Origin of the sequence: Spiroplasma sp. ChiS, assembly GCF_002968355.1 — a bacterium.
Lineage (GTDB): Bacteria > Bacillota_I > Bacilli_A > Mycoplasmatales > Mycoplasmataceae > Spiroplasma > Spiroplasma citri.
Genome location: NZ_PUUH01000284.1, coordinates 1 through 16,523 on the forward strand (window position 1 = coordinate 1; position 16,523 = coordinate 16,523).

Genomic DNA, 16,523 nt, shown 5'->3' on the forward strand with positions numbered 1-16,523 from the left:
ATAGGTTTAATAGGTTTATTACAGATGGACGCTAAATATTTTGTATCAAGTAAATTTCCAGTTGATAAAAAGTATTATGTTTATGATTTTATTGATGAAAAAAACAAGATTAGCATTAGGATATGTTTATGATAAATTGAGTATTGATAATGCTATTGCTGCTGTTAAAAAAGCAATTAGTGATTTTAAAAATATATTTGGTGTTAAAATAACACGAATTAGAACTGATAACGGTTCTGAATTTATTAATAATTATCGGAATAATCAAAAAAATACTGTTAAAGAAACTAATTTTACTCAATTTTTAAAAGATAAAAATATTTTTCATCAGACAACACCGGTTCGTTCTCCACAGTCAAACGGTAAGATTGAAAGATTTCATCAAAATTATACTAAATTATTTGTATTTGAAGAAAAAATATTAAATGCAGTTAGTTTATAGAATAAATTAAATGATTATTATTATTTTTATAATTTTGAAAGAGTACATAAGTCTTTAAATTTTCAGACACCATTTAATTTTTTGAATAGTTTAATTAAATAATTTGCGAATTATTATTTTTTGTATTTAAACTAATTTTTAGTTTGTTTAATTTTATATTTTTTATTTATTTATTTTATGATATTTTTTTATTATAAATAAATATTTTTATTATTTTTGTTATTTTCTTGTAATCTTTAAAATGTGTGTGGTATAATTTATTTTTTATAATTCCGTGAAAAGTTAAAATCACCTTGTAAAACATTAAAACTATTTTTATCAACACCACGTCAATCTTTAACTACTTTTGGCGCCACATCATATTGATAAGATAAATTATAAGTGTTGCTGTTAGTGCCATCATAATAAAAACGTACTGTGATGTCAATTTTCGGTAAGGTTAACAATTTATCTTGATATACTTTATTATTATTCCCCCGCAAAGTTCCATTAATAGGTACTTGTTTTGCAAAAACTGTTCCTTCAATTGTAGAAGTATTATGTGTAACCCCAACAGTAATTTCTTTCACAATATTGTCAATTTTAATATCGGGATTATTTAATTGCTTTAATAAATAATCTTTTAAATTTGCTTTAATAACTCCACTTTGATTTGTTAATCGGCGATCAATTTCTGCTTCAGAATCATCATATTGAACTTTTTCAATAACATTTTTAACATTTGCCCCTAAATCAAAAGCTTGGAAATTAATTGAAGTATTAGTGTAACGTTGTTGGTCATAGTAAATTTTAGTTGGACTACGATAAATATTATTTCCCAAATTGTTATTAATATTTAAAAATTTAATTTTAACTTCATTATAAAAAATTTGATGTTCTGAACCTCAAACATACTGGCTATTATCATTAGTAACATAATTAAAGTTATCAGCAATATTATCAGAATCAACGCCCATTTCTTTCACAAATCCTCGATAAGAATTTACTCGTTGGTCAATCATTGCATCAGTAAGAAAAGTATTTTCACTGTTTCGATCATATAAATCATAACTATTTTTGACATTTTCAAATATCGGCATTGTAATTCCAATTTTAGTAAAAATATTAGCAATTGCTGAGTAATTTTTATCATGATAATTAAAAAGATTAGCACCAAATTGTTGTAATGAACTAAATTTTTTAGAATCATACTTAATATTTAATGTTAAGTCACTGGCAGATGGCGTTCCAATAACTGGTGCAAAAGAAACACCATCTTTATTTACAATTTCTTCATTAATAAAAATACTATTATCTGGTTTTGCAATTGGATAATATTCACTTAAAAGACTATTTAAAATTAATTCATTACCACTGTCTAGTCTAATATTATATTTTTGCACTAAATTAATAATTTTTTGATTGCTAATTAAATTTAAAAGTTGACTTAATGTTAAAGCAACTGGGTAAACTCCTTCTACTGTATCATATGTATAATCAAATGTTTTCTTTAAATCAATATAATAACCAGCAAAATCAGTCGCAATTAATTGCAAAGGAAAACGAACTTTATATGTAAAGAGCCCTTGTTGAGAATCCACTGGAACAACTGTTACCAAACCATATTTATCATCACCATCATTATATGGATAAGATAAAATTTTTGGTCGCAAAACTAAATTCAAGATATTATTTTGATAAATTACTTTGGTTCCTGATAAACTAGCACCTGTTCCCTTTAGCATTGTTTCAACAATACTTAAATTATCTTCAATTCAATTACTTTTTGCAAAAATATCTTGAATAATTTGAATATTAGTTAAATTAGCATAAATATCAATTCCATCTTTTTCACTGACATTAAACTGAACATAACTAGTTAAATTCTCTGGTTTTGCAACTCCATTAGAATCAACTAATGTTTTTGATAATTGTGAATTAACCATCTTTGTAATTTTATCATCTAGCAAAATAGCATTTGCTCATGGATTTTTATTATGATAAAAAGAAGCAGCAATAATTGAGTAAATAACTCCACCTAACCCAGCAATAATTGCTATTATTGCAATAATAGCAAAAAGATTTAAATTTGTTTTCCGAGAAATTTTTCGCCGAACTGGCTGAATTGTTACTTCCACGACATTATTATTGTTATCTTCTTTATTCATTAATACGGTCTCCTCTAATATTTATTATATTTTTTTGTTTAGATGATTTTAAATTTCTTCTTGTTCTTGTTCTTCTAAAACAGGCTTTTGAACATAAATATGTTTCTTTTTTTCCTTTAAATTATTTAAACTATACTTTTCTTTATTATATTTAATTGTTTCTAATTCAACAAGGCGTTCACGTTGTAATTCTAAAGTTGCTAATTTTGTTTCTACTTTTTTCATTTGTTCTTCATCTGCTAAATACTCAAATTTTTTTCGTAAAATCCATTGTTTTTTTACTTCACGTCAAAGTGAAAAATACGACGAAAAAATTACGACCAGACAAATAATAAGCAAAGTAAAAACAACAATAAAATAATTATTAATAGTATTAAACATATTTATAAAAATTATTGCTAAAGCAAAACATGTTATGTAATATATTGTTGCAAAAATAGTTGAAATAATAATTCAGCTTTTAAAACTAGTTGCTTTTTTTAATTTTAAATATGGTAAACCAATAAAACAAAAGAAAAAAACAGCACAAATAAAACCAGCAATTCCAGCAATAATATAATGTAATTCATAAGTTCGATGTGAAATAACACCCGTTAGATTCTTAATATTATTATAAGCCATTGCACAACCAGCCCCAATAAAATAACCCATAAAAGTTCCTAAAATTGAAAAACTAAGAACTAATAAACGTGCTGCAACTTCAATTCGTGTGTTTCATTGCAATGCTAATTCGTCTCGTTTTGAACTAATTTTTGTTAACATAATAGTTTTTCTCCTTACTCTCTCAGCGCCCTAATTTGATTTGCTATTTCATTTTCTAACTTTATTTGGTATTTTTTGCGATCACTTTTTAAAAATAAGCAACCCAATATAAAACAACAAAAAGCAATAATCGCAAATGACGGTAATATAAATGGATTAATATTTAATCCAGCAACTGAATTCTTAACATAAACAAATTGTAAAATGGCTAACCCAAGAACTGAAAAACAATTAAGATTACCAACAATACTAACAATAATTGTTCAAATATTAACAGTTTTTAATGTTTTAGTAATTAAAATTGGAATTGTGATAAAAAAGAATGTTGCAATTCATAAAATAGCTAATAAAATAATTATTCCAATTACAATTGGTTGACCAATTGTTACAATTTGATCAGTAAATGGAGTTTTAAATTTTGATAATAAAGAGATAATAAGTTGTGCTCCTACTTGCCCTAATGTTGGAAGATATATTAGTGCAACTACAATTAATAATAATTGTGAGAAGACAATTAAAGTTCTTGCTATTGTTTCACTCTTAGTAGAGAAATAATATTTACTTGCTTCAAGGTTGTATTGATAAGGTAATGGCCGAATTTGCTGTTTTCGATTTAATTCATATTCTCCTAATGATTTTACTGTTTTATCAATAACAGTTTTATCTAAATTTTTTAACACTGGCAGACGATTATCAACAATGAACTGCATTGTTTTCACTACTTTTGCTGATTGTTCTTGATTTATTGTTTTACTATTTTTTGTTTTTTTCATTAAAACACCTTCCTATTCAACTATTTTTAATTTAGAACTAAAATCTAAACTTTCAGCAACAGCAAGGTTAATTTGTTTTTGCTGACGAATTGCTGATAATCATAATAAAAAACTACCTCAAAATAATGTTAACATACAAATCTCAGACATAATTACCCCTGGTAAATTTAATCGAACAGGAATATAAAGATATGCAATAATGCTTAATCCTAACATTAGAAAAACAAAGATGCATCCAACCGTATTAAAAATAATTCCAGTTACCTTTAGAAGCTTAATATTACGAACAATTAGCGTTGGAATTACAAAAATTAAGGAAAAGAGAATTCCAAACAAAGCAATAACAATGGTAAGACCACGAAAAACACCATCAGCTAAACCAAAATTATTAAAAACTGCAGGAATTGGTAATTTACTAGTTACAATCATTGCTAAAGAAGCTGATACAATAATAATTACTCCCAACATAACTGCTTGACCTATTAAAATCATAATTCTAGCAATAATTTCCATTGGCGTAGTAAAATACATTCTCGTTAACCGAATATCATTTTTTTGAAAATCTTGTGTTGCTTTTTCCATCAATACCACCTAATTTAATAATTTTTCCCTCTTTTACAATGATTATAGCATTTTTTTAAAAAAATACTACCCCCCTTATTAAAAGGAAAAAAACTCTTCTTTTTTGAAGAGTTTTAAGGTTGATAAATTAAATTTATTTTTAACATAAATGAACCATTAACGAATTGGCCAGATGATGTTTTAATGTTAATAATTAATTCTCGTTGTGAATTACTTTCTGTTGGAAAATTAAATTGTTCAATAAATTCTTCCGTTGCTGTATCATAAGATAATAATTGTCATAAAATATTTCGTTGTTGTGCTTTTAAGTCTGGATTTTTTATGATTCCATCATATAGTATTGTATTAACCATATTTTTTACCAATTCTTTTTTATCTTCTGATGTTGTTGGTAAACTACGAATAAATATTGGTAACATTGAACTTGTTAAATTAAAATCAAGATTAATTGGTTCACTTGCTGTTAAATTTAATTTAACAGTCACTTGACCTGTATAAATAGCATTGTTTCTAAATGAAAACTTCAACTCTAATGGAATTTTATCATCACTACTATTTGCATCATATTTATTAATTGCTTCATCTATTTGTTGATAAATTGCTTCAAAGTAATTTCAATCAGTTTGAATTTTTGAAAGACCAAAAACTTGTTCATCTTTAGCAGTAAATATTGAATTTTTAATAATATCACCTCAAATTTGATGAACTAAATAAGACACTTGATTATCTGAACCAAATTGTTTTCTTGGCATAAAGTTATAAGTTTTATCGGATAAATCAATTATGGCATCTTTTTCTATCGCTTTATTAACCATCTTAATTTTACCGTGAACAGTTATTTTAAAGTCACCACCAACATCCTCTTGTTTTCCAGAAATATTAATTGCATAAGATTTTCATTCTTCACTGTTTTCAGCGTCTCGTAAAGCATTGCTTAATCTATCTAGGTCTTCAAGCTTAAAATTCACTAAATCACGTGATAAATGCGGATTTCATGCTTTATTATTAATAAGTTTATCTCATACTAAATGTAAGACTGAATCTGTTGTATGATTATCACTTTTAACTAATAAAATTGGGTCTAATTCTAATAAACCAGGATCAATACCTTGATTAATTAATTTTAATCTAATTTTAACATCGCCTTTAAACATTGGATCAGTGTTACGATTAATTGCACACAAAGTAACTGTTTCTGTTCGCCCAATATTAGGTCAATTCTTACTAAATATTGTTTGTCAATCTGTTGTATTAAAATTAGTTAATGCTGGGCCACCATTAATGTTTGCTTTTCGCATTGCTAATTTTCAAATTCAATCTTTATCAACATTTGGCCGTTCTTGTTGAGTTACAACAATTGGAATTGATAATTCTATTGTTGATGGTAATTCAATTTGGTCTTTAAAAATAAACCCATCAACTCTCATATAATGATGAATGTTTTCATTATTTGGTGTTGCTAAAAAATTCAATTGTGTATTGCCACCAATATCTGGTTCTATCACATCACTTCATTCAACTTGATAGTCATTATAATCACTTGAAACTCCATGATCATCACTAAATTGTTGTTTAACTTCTTTTCACACTAAATCATATAACAATGTTGGATCTAAGTTATTTTGTTGTAATTTCAAATTAATTATAGCACGATAACTGATAATGTTTAAGTTGAATGTAATAATTGTTCCACTAAAAAGACTTGTTGGCGTATTTGCTTTTCCATTATATTCAGCAAACATTGTTACAGGTAACTTTGTGTTATAAACGCTTGGTAAATCAAAACCTGAGATATCATAAGTTTCTATATCAATTGGTGTTTCTGGTTTAAAACTACCAACTGCCTTTTCCCAAATATCATTATATAATTCCTCAACATTTTCATATTTTGTTACATCTCACACATTTTTTAAGTTAACAGTTTGACTAATGTCCATTGACAATTTTTTAACTAAAGTAAAACGAATGGTAATCGAACCAATATATGGAATATCTTCATCTTGGCGAACAGTTAAAACAACATCTCCATTTTGTGGCGTATTAGCAGCAGTTGGTTTTACCATATTTTCCGCATCAGTAATTTCAAAAAAATCTAAGGATAAATCTTGAGAAATCCTTCCTTCACTTTTTGCATGATTAAATATTGATTCTTCTACAGTCATATTGTCATCAGTAACAATAACATTATTAGTTAAAGTGAATTCTGTTGAAATATTTTCTCTTCCAGCAATTTTTGGTGGAGAAATTGTTCCGCATGATATAACACTAGTTATCGAAGCACTTGTAATCAGAAATGTTGTTAAAAGTGTTAAAATTTTACGCATTTAAATACCTTCCTTTTCAAACATTAATACTTACTATCATTATATACACTTTATATACATTTTTATATTTTATACATAAATAATTAATGTTAAAACGGAAAGTAATTGCTTGGAAATTTTGTCGAACATGTCGAACATTTTCTTTCTTTTTTAATTCTAATTTAATATCAATAACAGTTAAATTACTATATTCTTCTTCACTTTTTGCTTGCAATGCATAAAATCATTCATTAAAAGTAGCAGCAGCATTATGATAATTATTTAAAGGTGTAAATGTTATAATATCTTCTGCAATCGCCTTAGCATAATCTATTTCTAATACATTATCACTAATGTTTAAATTGTTTCCTACCTTCTGACTAATATTTTGGATAAATTCTCATGTGCGATTAACAATTTGGTTTTGTAGCATTGTTTTGAATGAAGTTATATCACCTGGAATATTTGAAACATCAATGTCAATATAATTTAATGGCTTCTGTGCGCCATACAAATTAGCACTTCAATATTTTGTAAATAAAGTATTTCGTTTCTGTTTATTACTAATTGAATAGGCATCACGATCGCCAGGATTAACTAAATTAGTAATTGAATGTAATGATGGTTGATCAATTATTACATAGTCTGATTTTTTCGCTTGATTGTTATTAAAATTAATTGTTAAATCACCATTTTCTTGAATTGTTCTTTTAACAACAGTATAATCTGCTTTCTCAATTATTCCATATGATTGAAATGGTAAAATATTTCAATCATAAACTCATTTATATTTTGATCCATTAGGATTGCTCAAAACATCTTCTTCCAATTCTCTAATTACTGTTGATAATGAATATTTACCATTTAAAACATCTTTAATTTCTTGCCCCAATCGATTTACAATCACATTTTTAATTGTTTCACCTTGTGGTAAAAACATAAAATAAAATTGCTCTGGCTGATTAACATTTAAACGTTTTGGTTGAAGATGTTGATATCAAATTTGTCAATCTGTTGGTACAAGTTCTGTTGGTAACACTAAACCACGATTTTGTGATGTTTCTAAAATGTTAATTAAGAAAATTAATAATTGTGGAATATATTTACCATTAATCTGAGTATCTGTTTTTGCAAAACTTTGCTCTGAATCACCTTTTTTATATACTGATTGAATTACCCGATTAATATCAAGCATGTAATGTGTACTATCAATAAAAGTACTTGGAAACAGTTGGTCATTTGGATTAACACTTGAAATAGCAAAATTACTATATGGATTATAATCGCCAATAAATTCTTTATCATTTCCTTTATTTTCTGCATAAAAAGCAGCAAAACGTTCTTTATAAGCAGCATAAACTCTATCTGCTAACGCTAAACTATCATTAGTACCATTAATCATAATATTATTAGCTTGTTCACCTAGAATATTTGTTTGTTTTTCTCAAACTATTGGTTTTAAATCATCTTTGTTTCTTGTTTCTCCTAATTTAAAGCTTAAAAAGTTTGATAAAAATCCTTCATTACCAGCAAATAATGTTGGCATTCAAATTAAATTTTTTTGTAGTACCCCTTGGTATTTGATTTTTAAAAATAATAAATTTTTCATTAAATTAAATTGATTTTGCTGCACATCAGCAAGACTTAACCGCTGTGTGCCTCGTGAATCAGTAAAAATATCTAAAATTTGAATTTGATTAGGCTGATTATATTTATGTTTAAAAAAGATATTATTTGCAATATATAAACTAGGTGCTTTTTCAAAAATTAAATTATAAGCATATTCTAATCGTAATGATCTTGCACGAACACGAGTTTGTGCAACTTGCCCACTATTAGGGTCAGGAGGAATTTCATAAGTTTCAAAGACTGGAGTTGTTATTGTATTATCTCGCAATTCTGTTTTTGCAAAGTTAACTTCAAAATAATCTCCATCATTAACATCGGGCAAGGGCCCATCGGTTTCAATACCACCATAATTTAAAATATCTGCTAAAAATGCCACGGCAAAATAAGCAGAGGGAATTAAAGCGCTAAGGTATAATACAGCACAAATTGCAGCAACTCATCCCTTTTTACGTGATGCTACAGTAACATTTTTTGTTAAATTATTAAGTTTATGTCAACTGCCTGGTTTTCTTGCCATTGAAATCTCCTTTAGTAAACTTTATAGACCGATTTAATGGGTTTATTATAACAAAATTAATATTAAATGAAAAGCAGACTTTTCAAACAAAATTAATCTTTTTAGTTATTATTTTTAAATAAAAAAAGTTAATTCTGTAACTTTAAATATGAATTGCATGGCCTTCTAAACCATGGGCAACTTCCATAATAATCTCTGATAGCGTCGGATGTGGGTGAACTGTTTTTGCCAATTCATGAATTGTTCCTTCTGTTTCCATACAAGCAGTAATTCCAGAAATCATATCTGTTGCTGTTGCAGCAACAATATGAGCTCCTAAAATTTCACCATATTTTGGATCACATAAAATTTTAACGAAACCATCAGTTTCTCCGTCAGCTATTGCTTTACCATTTGCTGCTAGTGGAAATTTAAATGCTTTATAAGCAATTTTATCTTTAATTGCCTGCTCTTCAGTAATTCCAACTGTTGCTACTTCTGGGAATGAATAAATGCAAGAAGGAATTCTATTATAATTCATTTTTACATTTTTTCCCTTGATATTATCAATTACTAAAATTCCTTGTGCTCAAGCAGCATGAGCTAGCATTGCACGCCCCACAACATCGCCAATTGCATATACACCAGGCAAGTTTGTTTTACATTGCTCATCAACTTCAATGTTTTTTCGCTCTCCAATTTTTAGTCCAATGTTTTCAAAACCAGTTGTTACTGGTGTTCGACCAACTGAAACTAAACAATAATCTGATGTTAGTTTTACTTCTTTTCCTTCACTATTATCATAAATTACTGATTTACCTTTAATTGCTTTAATCTTAACTAAAGTTTCAATTTTTACCTTATTTTTAATTAACAATTTTGTTAATTCTTCACGAATGTCTTTATCTAATAACTCTAAAATAGTGTCTAAACCTTGTAAAATTGTTACTTCGGTTCCTAAACGATGATATAAACAAGCAAATTCAATGCCAATAACACCACCACCAATAATAATTAATTTTTTTGGAATTGTTGGTAATGATAAAGCTTCTGTTGATGATATAACATAACCAGCTTTTTCAGCTTGTTCAAAAGCTGGTAATGGTAGCCTACGCGAAACACTTCCTGTTGCAATAATTAAATTAGCACATAAATAACGTTTCCCAGCAACTTCAACGGTATTTTTGTCAATTGCTTTCGCTTCGCCTTTAATTAGGTCAACTTTATTTTTTTTCAATAAAAATTCAACCCCTTTTGTTAATTGCGTCACTACTTTTGCTTTTCGTTCTTGCATTTTTACTCAATTTGGGGCGACTGCTGCTTTTGCAACATCAATACCATAGTTGTCAGCATGTTTCATCATATCATATACTTTACTACTTTTTAACAACGCTTTTGTTGGAATACAACCAACATTTAGACAAACACCACCATAATATTCCTTTTCAATAATTAGTGTTTTTAAACCTTCTTGAGCTGCTTTAATCGCTGTAACATAACCACCTGGACCTGCTCCAACAATAATTACATCATATTTGTTTTCCATTTCATAACCTCTTCTCTTACAATAATAATAAAGCTGGTGATTCTAGTAATTCTGTTACTCGTGCTAAAAAGCGACCACCATCAGCACCATCAATTAAACGATGATCAATCGTTAACGATAATGGTAAGATTGAACTTATTTCTATTTCATTATTTTTATTAATAACTGGTGCCTTTTTAATAATTCCAACTCCTAAGATTGCTACTTCTGGGAAATTAATTACTGGTGTAGCAAATTCAATGCCCGCTGACCCAAAATTAGTAATTGTGAAGGTTCCATCTTTCATTTCATCAGGTTTTAATTTACGCTCACGTGTTTTTGTTGCTAAATCATTAATCATTTTTGCAATTTGCATAATATTTAACTGATCAACTCCTTTAACAACAGGAACCATTAAACCAGTCGGTGTGTCAGTTGCCATTCCAATATTATAGTAGTCTTTAAAAATAATTTCTTGTTGTTCTTGATCATATGCTGCATTTAAAATTGGAAAATCTTTTAAAGCAATTGCACAAGCTTTCATAAAAAAGGGCATATATGTTAACTTAACTCCTTGTTGTTCTGCTTGTCCTTTTAATTGTGCTCTAATTTCAATTAATTTTGTTACATCAATATTTTTCATTAATGTTGCCTCAGCAATAACAGTTTTTGACAAAGTCATTTGTTTTGCAATTGCTTTACGAATTGGTGACATTGCTTCGCGACGAACAGCACCTGTTGCATTAATTTGCGGAATATTAATTGGCAATGTTGATAAAGTAGGGCCTGTTGTTGTGCTTTTTGCCCCTTGGACTAAATCAGCTTTCATAATCTTACCGTTTTGTCCTGAACCTTGAATTTTTGTTAAATCAATTTTTAAATCAGCTGCCATTTTTCGCACAATTGGCGTTGATAACACATTTTTATTACTATCAACATTAGCACTACCATTGTTTGGTAAATGACGTGGCGCTAAAACGGTATTAGAAATTGATACTGCACCAACTACTCCTGCTGCTTTTTCCTCTTCAACTGGTACTGTCGTTGGTTGCTCTGATGTAGCTGGTGCTGGACTATCACCAGCAGTGCCATCATCAATTTCAACTACGACATCACCAACATAAATTGTATCGCCAAGTGCCATATTAATTTTGCTAACAATACCATCACATGGCGCATAAATTTCCGTATTAACTTTATCAGTTTCAACGGCAAACATTTCATCTCCGTCTTTAATTTTGTCACCAACTTCAATCATAATTTTGGCCACTTTTCCTTCTGTTAATCCTTCTCCGATATCGGCGAATTTAAATTTAACCATTTTTACTTTCAACTCCTATCTAAAATTGGTAGTTAACTAATTCTTTAATTTTAACTACAATTTTTTGAACTGATGGTTGATGATAATGCTCACCACGATCAAATGGAATAATAATATCATAACCAGTTACCCGTCCCGCTGGGGCTTTTAAATATTCAAAACATTTTTCATTAACAGTTGTAATAACTTCTGATGCAACTGAAAATGAACGAACAGCTTCATGAACAACTAGAATTCGCCCTGTTTTTTTAACAGATTCAATAACAATTTCACGATCTCATGGTTGAATTGTTCGTAAATCAATTAAATCAACATTAATAGGGAATCCTTCTTCTTTTAATTGTGCTAAAGCTTTTTCACATTCACTAACTTGTACTCCATAAGTAACAATTGTTAAATCATCTCCTTCTTGAATTTTATAACCTTCACCAATTGGTAAAGTATAATATTCATCAGGAATTTCTTGTTTAAAAGCACGATATATCTTCGTTGGTTCTAAAAAGATGACTGGATCAGGTGATTCAACAGCTGCTAATAATAATCCTTTGGTATCATATGGCGTTGACGGAATAACTACTTTTAGACCTGGATTATGCGCAAACATTGCTTCAACTGCTTCAGAATGATGTTCTAACGCACGAATTCCTCCACCCATTGGCATACGAACAATTAATGGACAAGTAAAACGACCGCGTGAGCGATTACGTAATCGTGCAACATGCGTAAAAAGTTGTTGAAACGCTGGATATGAAAATCCTTCAAATTGCATTTCAACAATTGGTTTCATTCCATTAATAGCCATTCCCACCGCTGTTCCAACTAATGTTGCTTCTGCAATTGGTGCATCAAAACAACGCTCTTCACCATATTTTGCTTGTAGACCAATGGTAACACGAAAGACTCCTCCTTCAAAACCAACATCCTCACCATAAATCACAATATTTTGATGTTTTTCCATTGCTAAATCTAAAGCATGTGTTAATGCTTGGATATTATTTACAACTGGCATTAGTGGTGTCCTCCTTTACTTGGATATTTTGCAAAAAATGCTTCGACTTCTTGATATTGTTCCTCTAAGAATTTTGGCATTTCAGCATAATTGTAAGCAAAAATATCACGAATTGAAACAGTATTGTTTGCTTCTACTCATGCAAATTCATCTTTAATAAATTTATCTTGTTCAGTATCTAATTTTTCTTGTTCTTTTTCTGATCATTTTTTTTGCTTAATTAAATAATCTTTTAAACGAATTAATGGGTCTTTTTTTAATGCTTCTTGATGTAATTTTTCATCACGATAAACCTTAGGATCATCAGCTGAGGAATGTGCTCCAATTCGATAAGTACTACATTCAATTAATGATGGTCCTTCACCTTTACGAGCAAATTTAATAGCTTCTTGCACAGCAGCATAAACTGCAAAAAAATCATTCCCATCAACTAAAATATTACGCATTCCAACCGCAATACCTTTTACTGCAAAGTTTATTGCTTTTGTTGCTTTACGACTAGGAGTTGAAATTGCATACTGATTATTTTCCACAATAAAAATTGCTGGAACTTCATGTAACTTAGCAAAATTCATTGCTTCATAAAATTCTCCTTCTGAAGAACCCCCATCACCGGTTGTTGTAATAACAACACCATCGCGTTTATTATATTTTTCAGAAAATGCTAATCCAGTTGCATGCGAATATTGTGTTGCAATTGGAATATTAATAGGTAAAGTATTAATTCCTTCTGGCATGTAACTTCCCATTTCATTTCCACATCAATATAACATAATATTACGCATTGGAACACCTGTTGCTAATCAAGCAGCATTATTTCGATATGCTGATGAAAATCAGTCTTTTCCTTTAATAATTTGCATTCCATATGCCACTTCAGTTGCTTCTTGTCCAGTTGATGAAAGAAATGATAGCATTCTTCCTTGTCGTTGAATTTTATTTTGAAAATCATCTTGGCGACGTGATAAGCACATTAATTTATATGCTGTTAAAACCTCATCATCGCTAATTTTTGGCATCAAATCTGGTTTAACAATCTTTCCAGTTGCATCCATAATTTGAAGCATTTCATTTTTTAACGAATCAAATTTGTCAAAATACATTTTTTTGATTCCTGCCTTTCCTGTTTTTTAAATATTTTTAAGTAAAAATAACATCTAAAACTTCTTGTGTTTCAAATTTTTCACCAAAAATATCTTTAATATTCACTTCTAATAATTTTGTTTTAATTTTATCCAGATTATATTCACAACCTGTTAAAAGAGTTTCAAGTGGTTCTGTTCCACCAGAACCTAAAAAATCACCAAAAAATTTAATCTTTGTAATCTTTCCTTCAGTAACATTTAAACGCACATCAACAGTACCTTTTCCTTCATATCGAATTTTATTCTGATAACTAAATTCAGGTGAATTACCAAAGTTTCATTCCCATGTTCGATATTTTTCATCAGCTAGTTTATTAACTGCAGCAATAATATCTGGTGGTAAATCTAACACTGGCGTTCCTTGTGCCAAAAACTCATTAGTAATAAACAGCATAAATTCATTAATTGTAATATCATTTACTAATAATGGACGAATATTAGTTACTCGTGCTGGAATTGATTTAATTCCTTTTGAAATAATTTTATCCTGACTAACATTTAAGTATTTTTGCATTTTGCTTAAATCAACATCAAATAAAAATGTTCCATGGTGTAGCAAACGATTTTTATATTTTATTTGTGCATTACCAGAGATTTTTTTGCCATCAATTTCAATATCATTTTTGCCAGCAAATTTAGCATTTAAACCAAGTTTTTGCAAAACATTAATAATAGGTTGTAAAATACTTTCATAATTTTTTGCTATTTTATCATCTTTATTAACAATAATGGAAAAACATAAATTACCATCATCTTGATAAACAGCCCCACCACCTGTTATTCGCCGTGCAACATTCACCTTATCAGCTTCAACCGCTTGTAAATTAATTTCTTCAATTGTATTTTGATTTTGACCAATAACAATTGTATTAAAATTTTTTCACAAAAAGAAAATATTGTCTTTAATATCACTTTTTAAAAGATACTCGTCTAAAGCCAAATTAAAATAAACATCTGTAGAAGAATTTTTAAAACAAATCATTTTGCTTACTTTTTAAAGTAATTTAATCCTAATACTTCTAAGCCTGGTAAAGTAATAAAGTTATATGGCTTATTAAAATGTGGCAAGAAGAAAATATCAATTAATGGTAATTCATCAATTGTAACTCCCTTCATAATCGCTAATGAAAACATATACATAACTTCGGTATGATTAGCTTCTGAAGCTACTTGTGCACCAATAATTTTTCTTGTTTTTTTGTCTCAAAGAATTTTAATTAAAACTTCTTGATAAGAATTCATAAATTCTGGACGATCATTATCTGTAAATGTAATTTGCTCGTAGTCAAATCCTAAATCTTTTGCCACAGTTTCTGTCATTCCTGTTGATGCTAATGCTCAACCAAAAACATTAATTGCATTTGAACCTTGGAATCCTGGTGATGCTAAACCTGCTGGTTTCAAAGCATTAACAGCTGCAATAACTCCTGTTCGTACAGCATTTGTTGCTAAAGCAATATATGCTGGTTGCTTTTTAGCATTATCATAAACTTCAATGCAATCACCTATTGCAAAAATATTTGGGTCTGATGTTTGCATGTATTGATCAACTTTAATGGCTGTATTTTTATCTAAATCAACAAAACCATTTAAAATTTCTGTTGCAGGTTTAAAACCAACTGACCAAATTACTAAATCAGCATCATATGAACCTTTATCTGTTACTACTTTTGTTACTTTGTTATTATTTCCCTCAAATTTAATAACTTTTTCGCCACCACATAAATTAACACCCGCTTTACGCATTGCTCCTTCAACTTTGTCAGTAAAAGGTTGATCATAATAACGTGGCATAATTCGGTCTGAAATATCAACTAAAGTAACATTTTTTCCTTTTTTATGAAAAGCATCAACTAATTCAACGCCAATGTATCCTGCCCCACATACAACAACATTTTGAATATTTTTGTCATCATTTGCTTTTTTTACTAATTCCCCATGTTGATATCATTTAACAATATGAACACCTTCTTGCTTAATTCCTTCAATTGGTGGAATAATTGGTCAAGAACCAATCGCTAAAATCAATTTATCATAATTATCATCAAATTCTTTTCCTGATTTTAAATCTTTTAAACGAATTTTTTGATTTTTATTATCAATTGATAATATTTCGTGTTCCATGTTTACTTTAATACCTTCATTTTTTAACACCTCTGGTGAAGCATAAAATAAACCATTTGAATCTTTTACCTCTCCTGAAACTCATAGTGCAATTCCACATCCTAAAAATGAGATATTGTTATTTTTATCATAAGTAACAATTTCTGCTTTTGGATCTAATCGTCTTAAGGTTCTAACAGCAGTTGTACCTGCATGGTTAGTTCCAACTACAATAATCTTCATTTTATATTCTCCTTTTCTATTCTTAGCAGTATTAATAGTTCTT

The 16,523-nt window shown here is 28.7% G+C and carries 13 protein-coding genes; 1 reads left to right on the top strand and 12 read right to left on the bottom strand.

Translation table 4 applies throughout. The features are described 5' to 3' along the window. The first annotated feature begins 94 nt into the window (after positions 1 to 94). Positions 95 to 442 carry a DDE-type integrase/transposase/recombinase gene (locus tag C6B38_RS07035; RefSeq protein ID WP_233485642.1) on the top strand — a complete coding sequence of 116 codons (348 nt, stop codon included), beginning with the start codon at positions 95 to 97 and terminating at the stop codon, positions 440 to 442. Between the two features lie 257 nt (positions 443 to 699). On the opposite strand, the gene C6B38_RS07040 is transcribed toward C6B38_RS07035, so the two are convergent. The 12 genes from C6B38_RS07040 to C6B38_RS07095 all read right to left on the bottom strand — a co-directional run bounded on the left by C6B38_RS07040 (position 700) and on the right by C6B38_RS07095 (position 16,480). After that, on the bottom strand, positions 700 to 2,589 hold the full coding sequence (locus C6B38_RS07040) for a hypothetical protein (protein WP_233485643.1): 1,890 nt from the start codon (positions 2,587 to 2,589) through the stop codon (positions 700 to 702). A 48-nt stretch (positions 2,590 to 2,637) separates the two neighbouring features. Further along, positions 2,638 to 3,351 carry a hypothetical protein gene (locus C6B38_RS07045; protein ID WP_105299099.1) on the bottom strand — a complete coding sequence of 238 codons (714 nt, stop codon included), beginning with the start codon at positions 3,349 to 3,351 and terminating at the stop codon, positions 2,638 to 2,640. A gap of 14 nt (positions 3,352 to 3,365) precedes the next feature. Next, positions 3,366 to 4,124, bottom strand: coding sequence for a hypothetical protein (locus tag C6B38_RS07050; protein ID WP_105299100.1), 759 nt, complete (start codon positions 4,122 to 4,124; stop codon positions 3,366 to 3,368). 12 nt (positions 4,125 to 4,136) lie between these two features. Next, positions 4,137 to 4,706: a hypothetical protein gene (locus C6B38_RS07055; protein ID WP_105299101.1), complete on the bottom strand. Its 570-nt coding sequence runs from the start codon at positions 4,704 to 4,706 to the stop codon at positions 4,137 to 4,139. Between the two features lie 113 nt (positions 4,707 to 4,819). Then, positions 4,820 to 7,030 carry a hypothetical protein gene (locus C6B38_RS07060; protein WP_105299102.1) on the bottom strand — a complete coding sequence of 737 codons (2,211 nt, stop codon included), beginning with the start codon at positions 7,028 to 7,030 and terminating at the stop codon, positions 4,820 to 4,822. Next, positions 7,023 to 9,155 (bottom strand): hypothetical protein, encoded by a 2,133-nt coding sequence (locus tag C6B38_RS07065; protein WP_233485644.1) that lies wholly within the window; start codon positions 9,153 to 9,155, stop codon positions 7,023 to 7,025. The genes C6B38_RS07060 and C6B38_RS07065 overlap by 8 nt, the downstream gene beginning before the upstream one ends. A gap of 142 nt (positions 9,156 to 9,297) precedes the next feature. Beyond that, positions 9,298 to 10,680, bottom strand: a complete 1,383-nt coding sequence (lpdA, locus tag C6B38_RS07070) for a dihydrolipoyl dehydrogenase (RefSeq protein ID WP_105299103.1) — start codon at positions 10,678 to 10,680, stop codon at positions 9,298 to 9,300. A gap of 16 nt (positions 10,681 to 10,696) precedes the next feature. After that, positions 10,697 to 11,980 (bottom strand): dihydrolipoamide acetyltransferase family protein, encoded by a 1,284-nt coding sequence (locus C6B38_RS07075; protein WP_105299104.1) that lies wholly within the window; start codon positions 11,978 to 11,980, stop codon positions 10,697 to 10,699. Positions 11,981 to 11,999: 19 nt separating this feature from the next. Then, positions 12,000 to 12,989, bottom strand: a complete 990-nt coding sequence (locus C6B38_RS07080; RefSeq protein WP_105299105.1) for an alpha-ketoacid dehydrogenase subunit beta — start codon at positions 12,987 to 12,989, stop codon at positions 12,000 to 12,002. Continuing rightward, a complete protein-coding gene (gene pdhA, locus C6B38_RS07085; protein WP_105299106.1) occupies positions 12,989 to 14,092 on the bottom strand; it encodes a pyruvate dehydrogenase (acetyl-transferring) E1 component subunit alpha in 1,104 nt (367 codons plus the stop codon). Before pdhA ends, C6B38_RS07080 begins: the two co-directional genes overlap by 1 nt. 37 nt (positions 14,093 to 14,129) lie before the next feature. Further along, the gene (locus C6B38_RS07090; RefSeq protein ID WP_105299107.1) at positions 14,130 to 15,116 is read right to left on the bottom strand and encodes a lipoate--protein ligase; all 987 of its coding nucleotides are present in this window, start codon (positions 15,114 to 15,116) and stop codon (positions 14,130 to 14,132) included. Positions 15,117 to 15,121: 5 nt separating this feature from the next. After that, entirely contained in the window at positions 15,122 to 16,480 is a 1,359-nt protein-coding gene (locus C6B38_RS07095) for an FAD-dependent oxidoreductase (protein WP_105299108.1), read from the bottom strand. Positions 16,481 to 16,523: the final 43 nt, after the last annotated feature.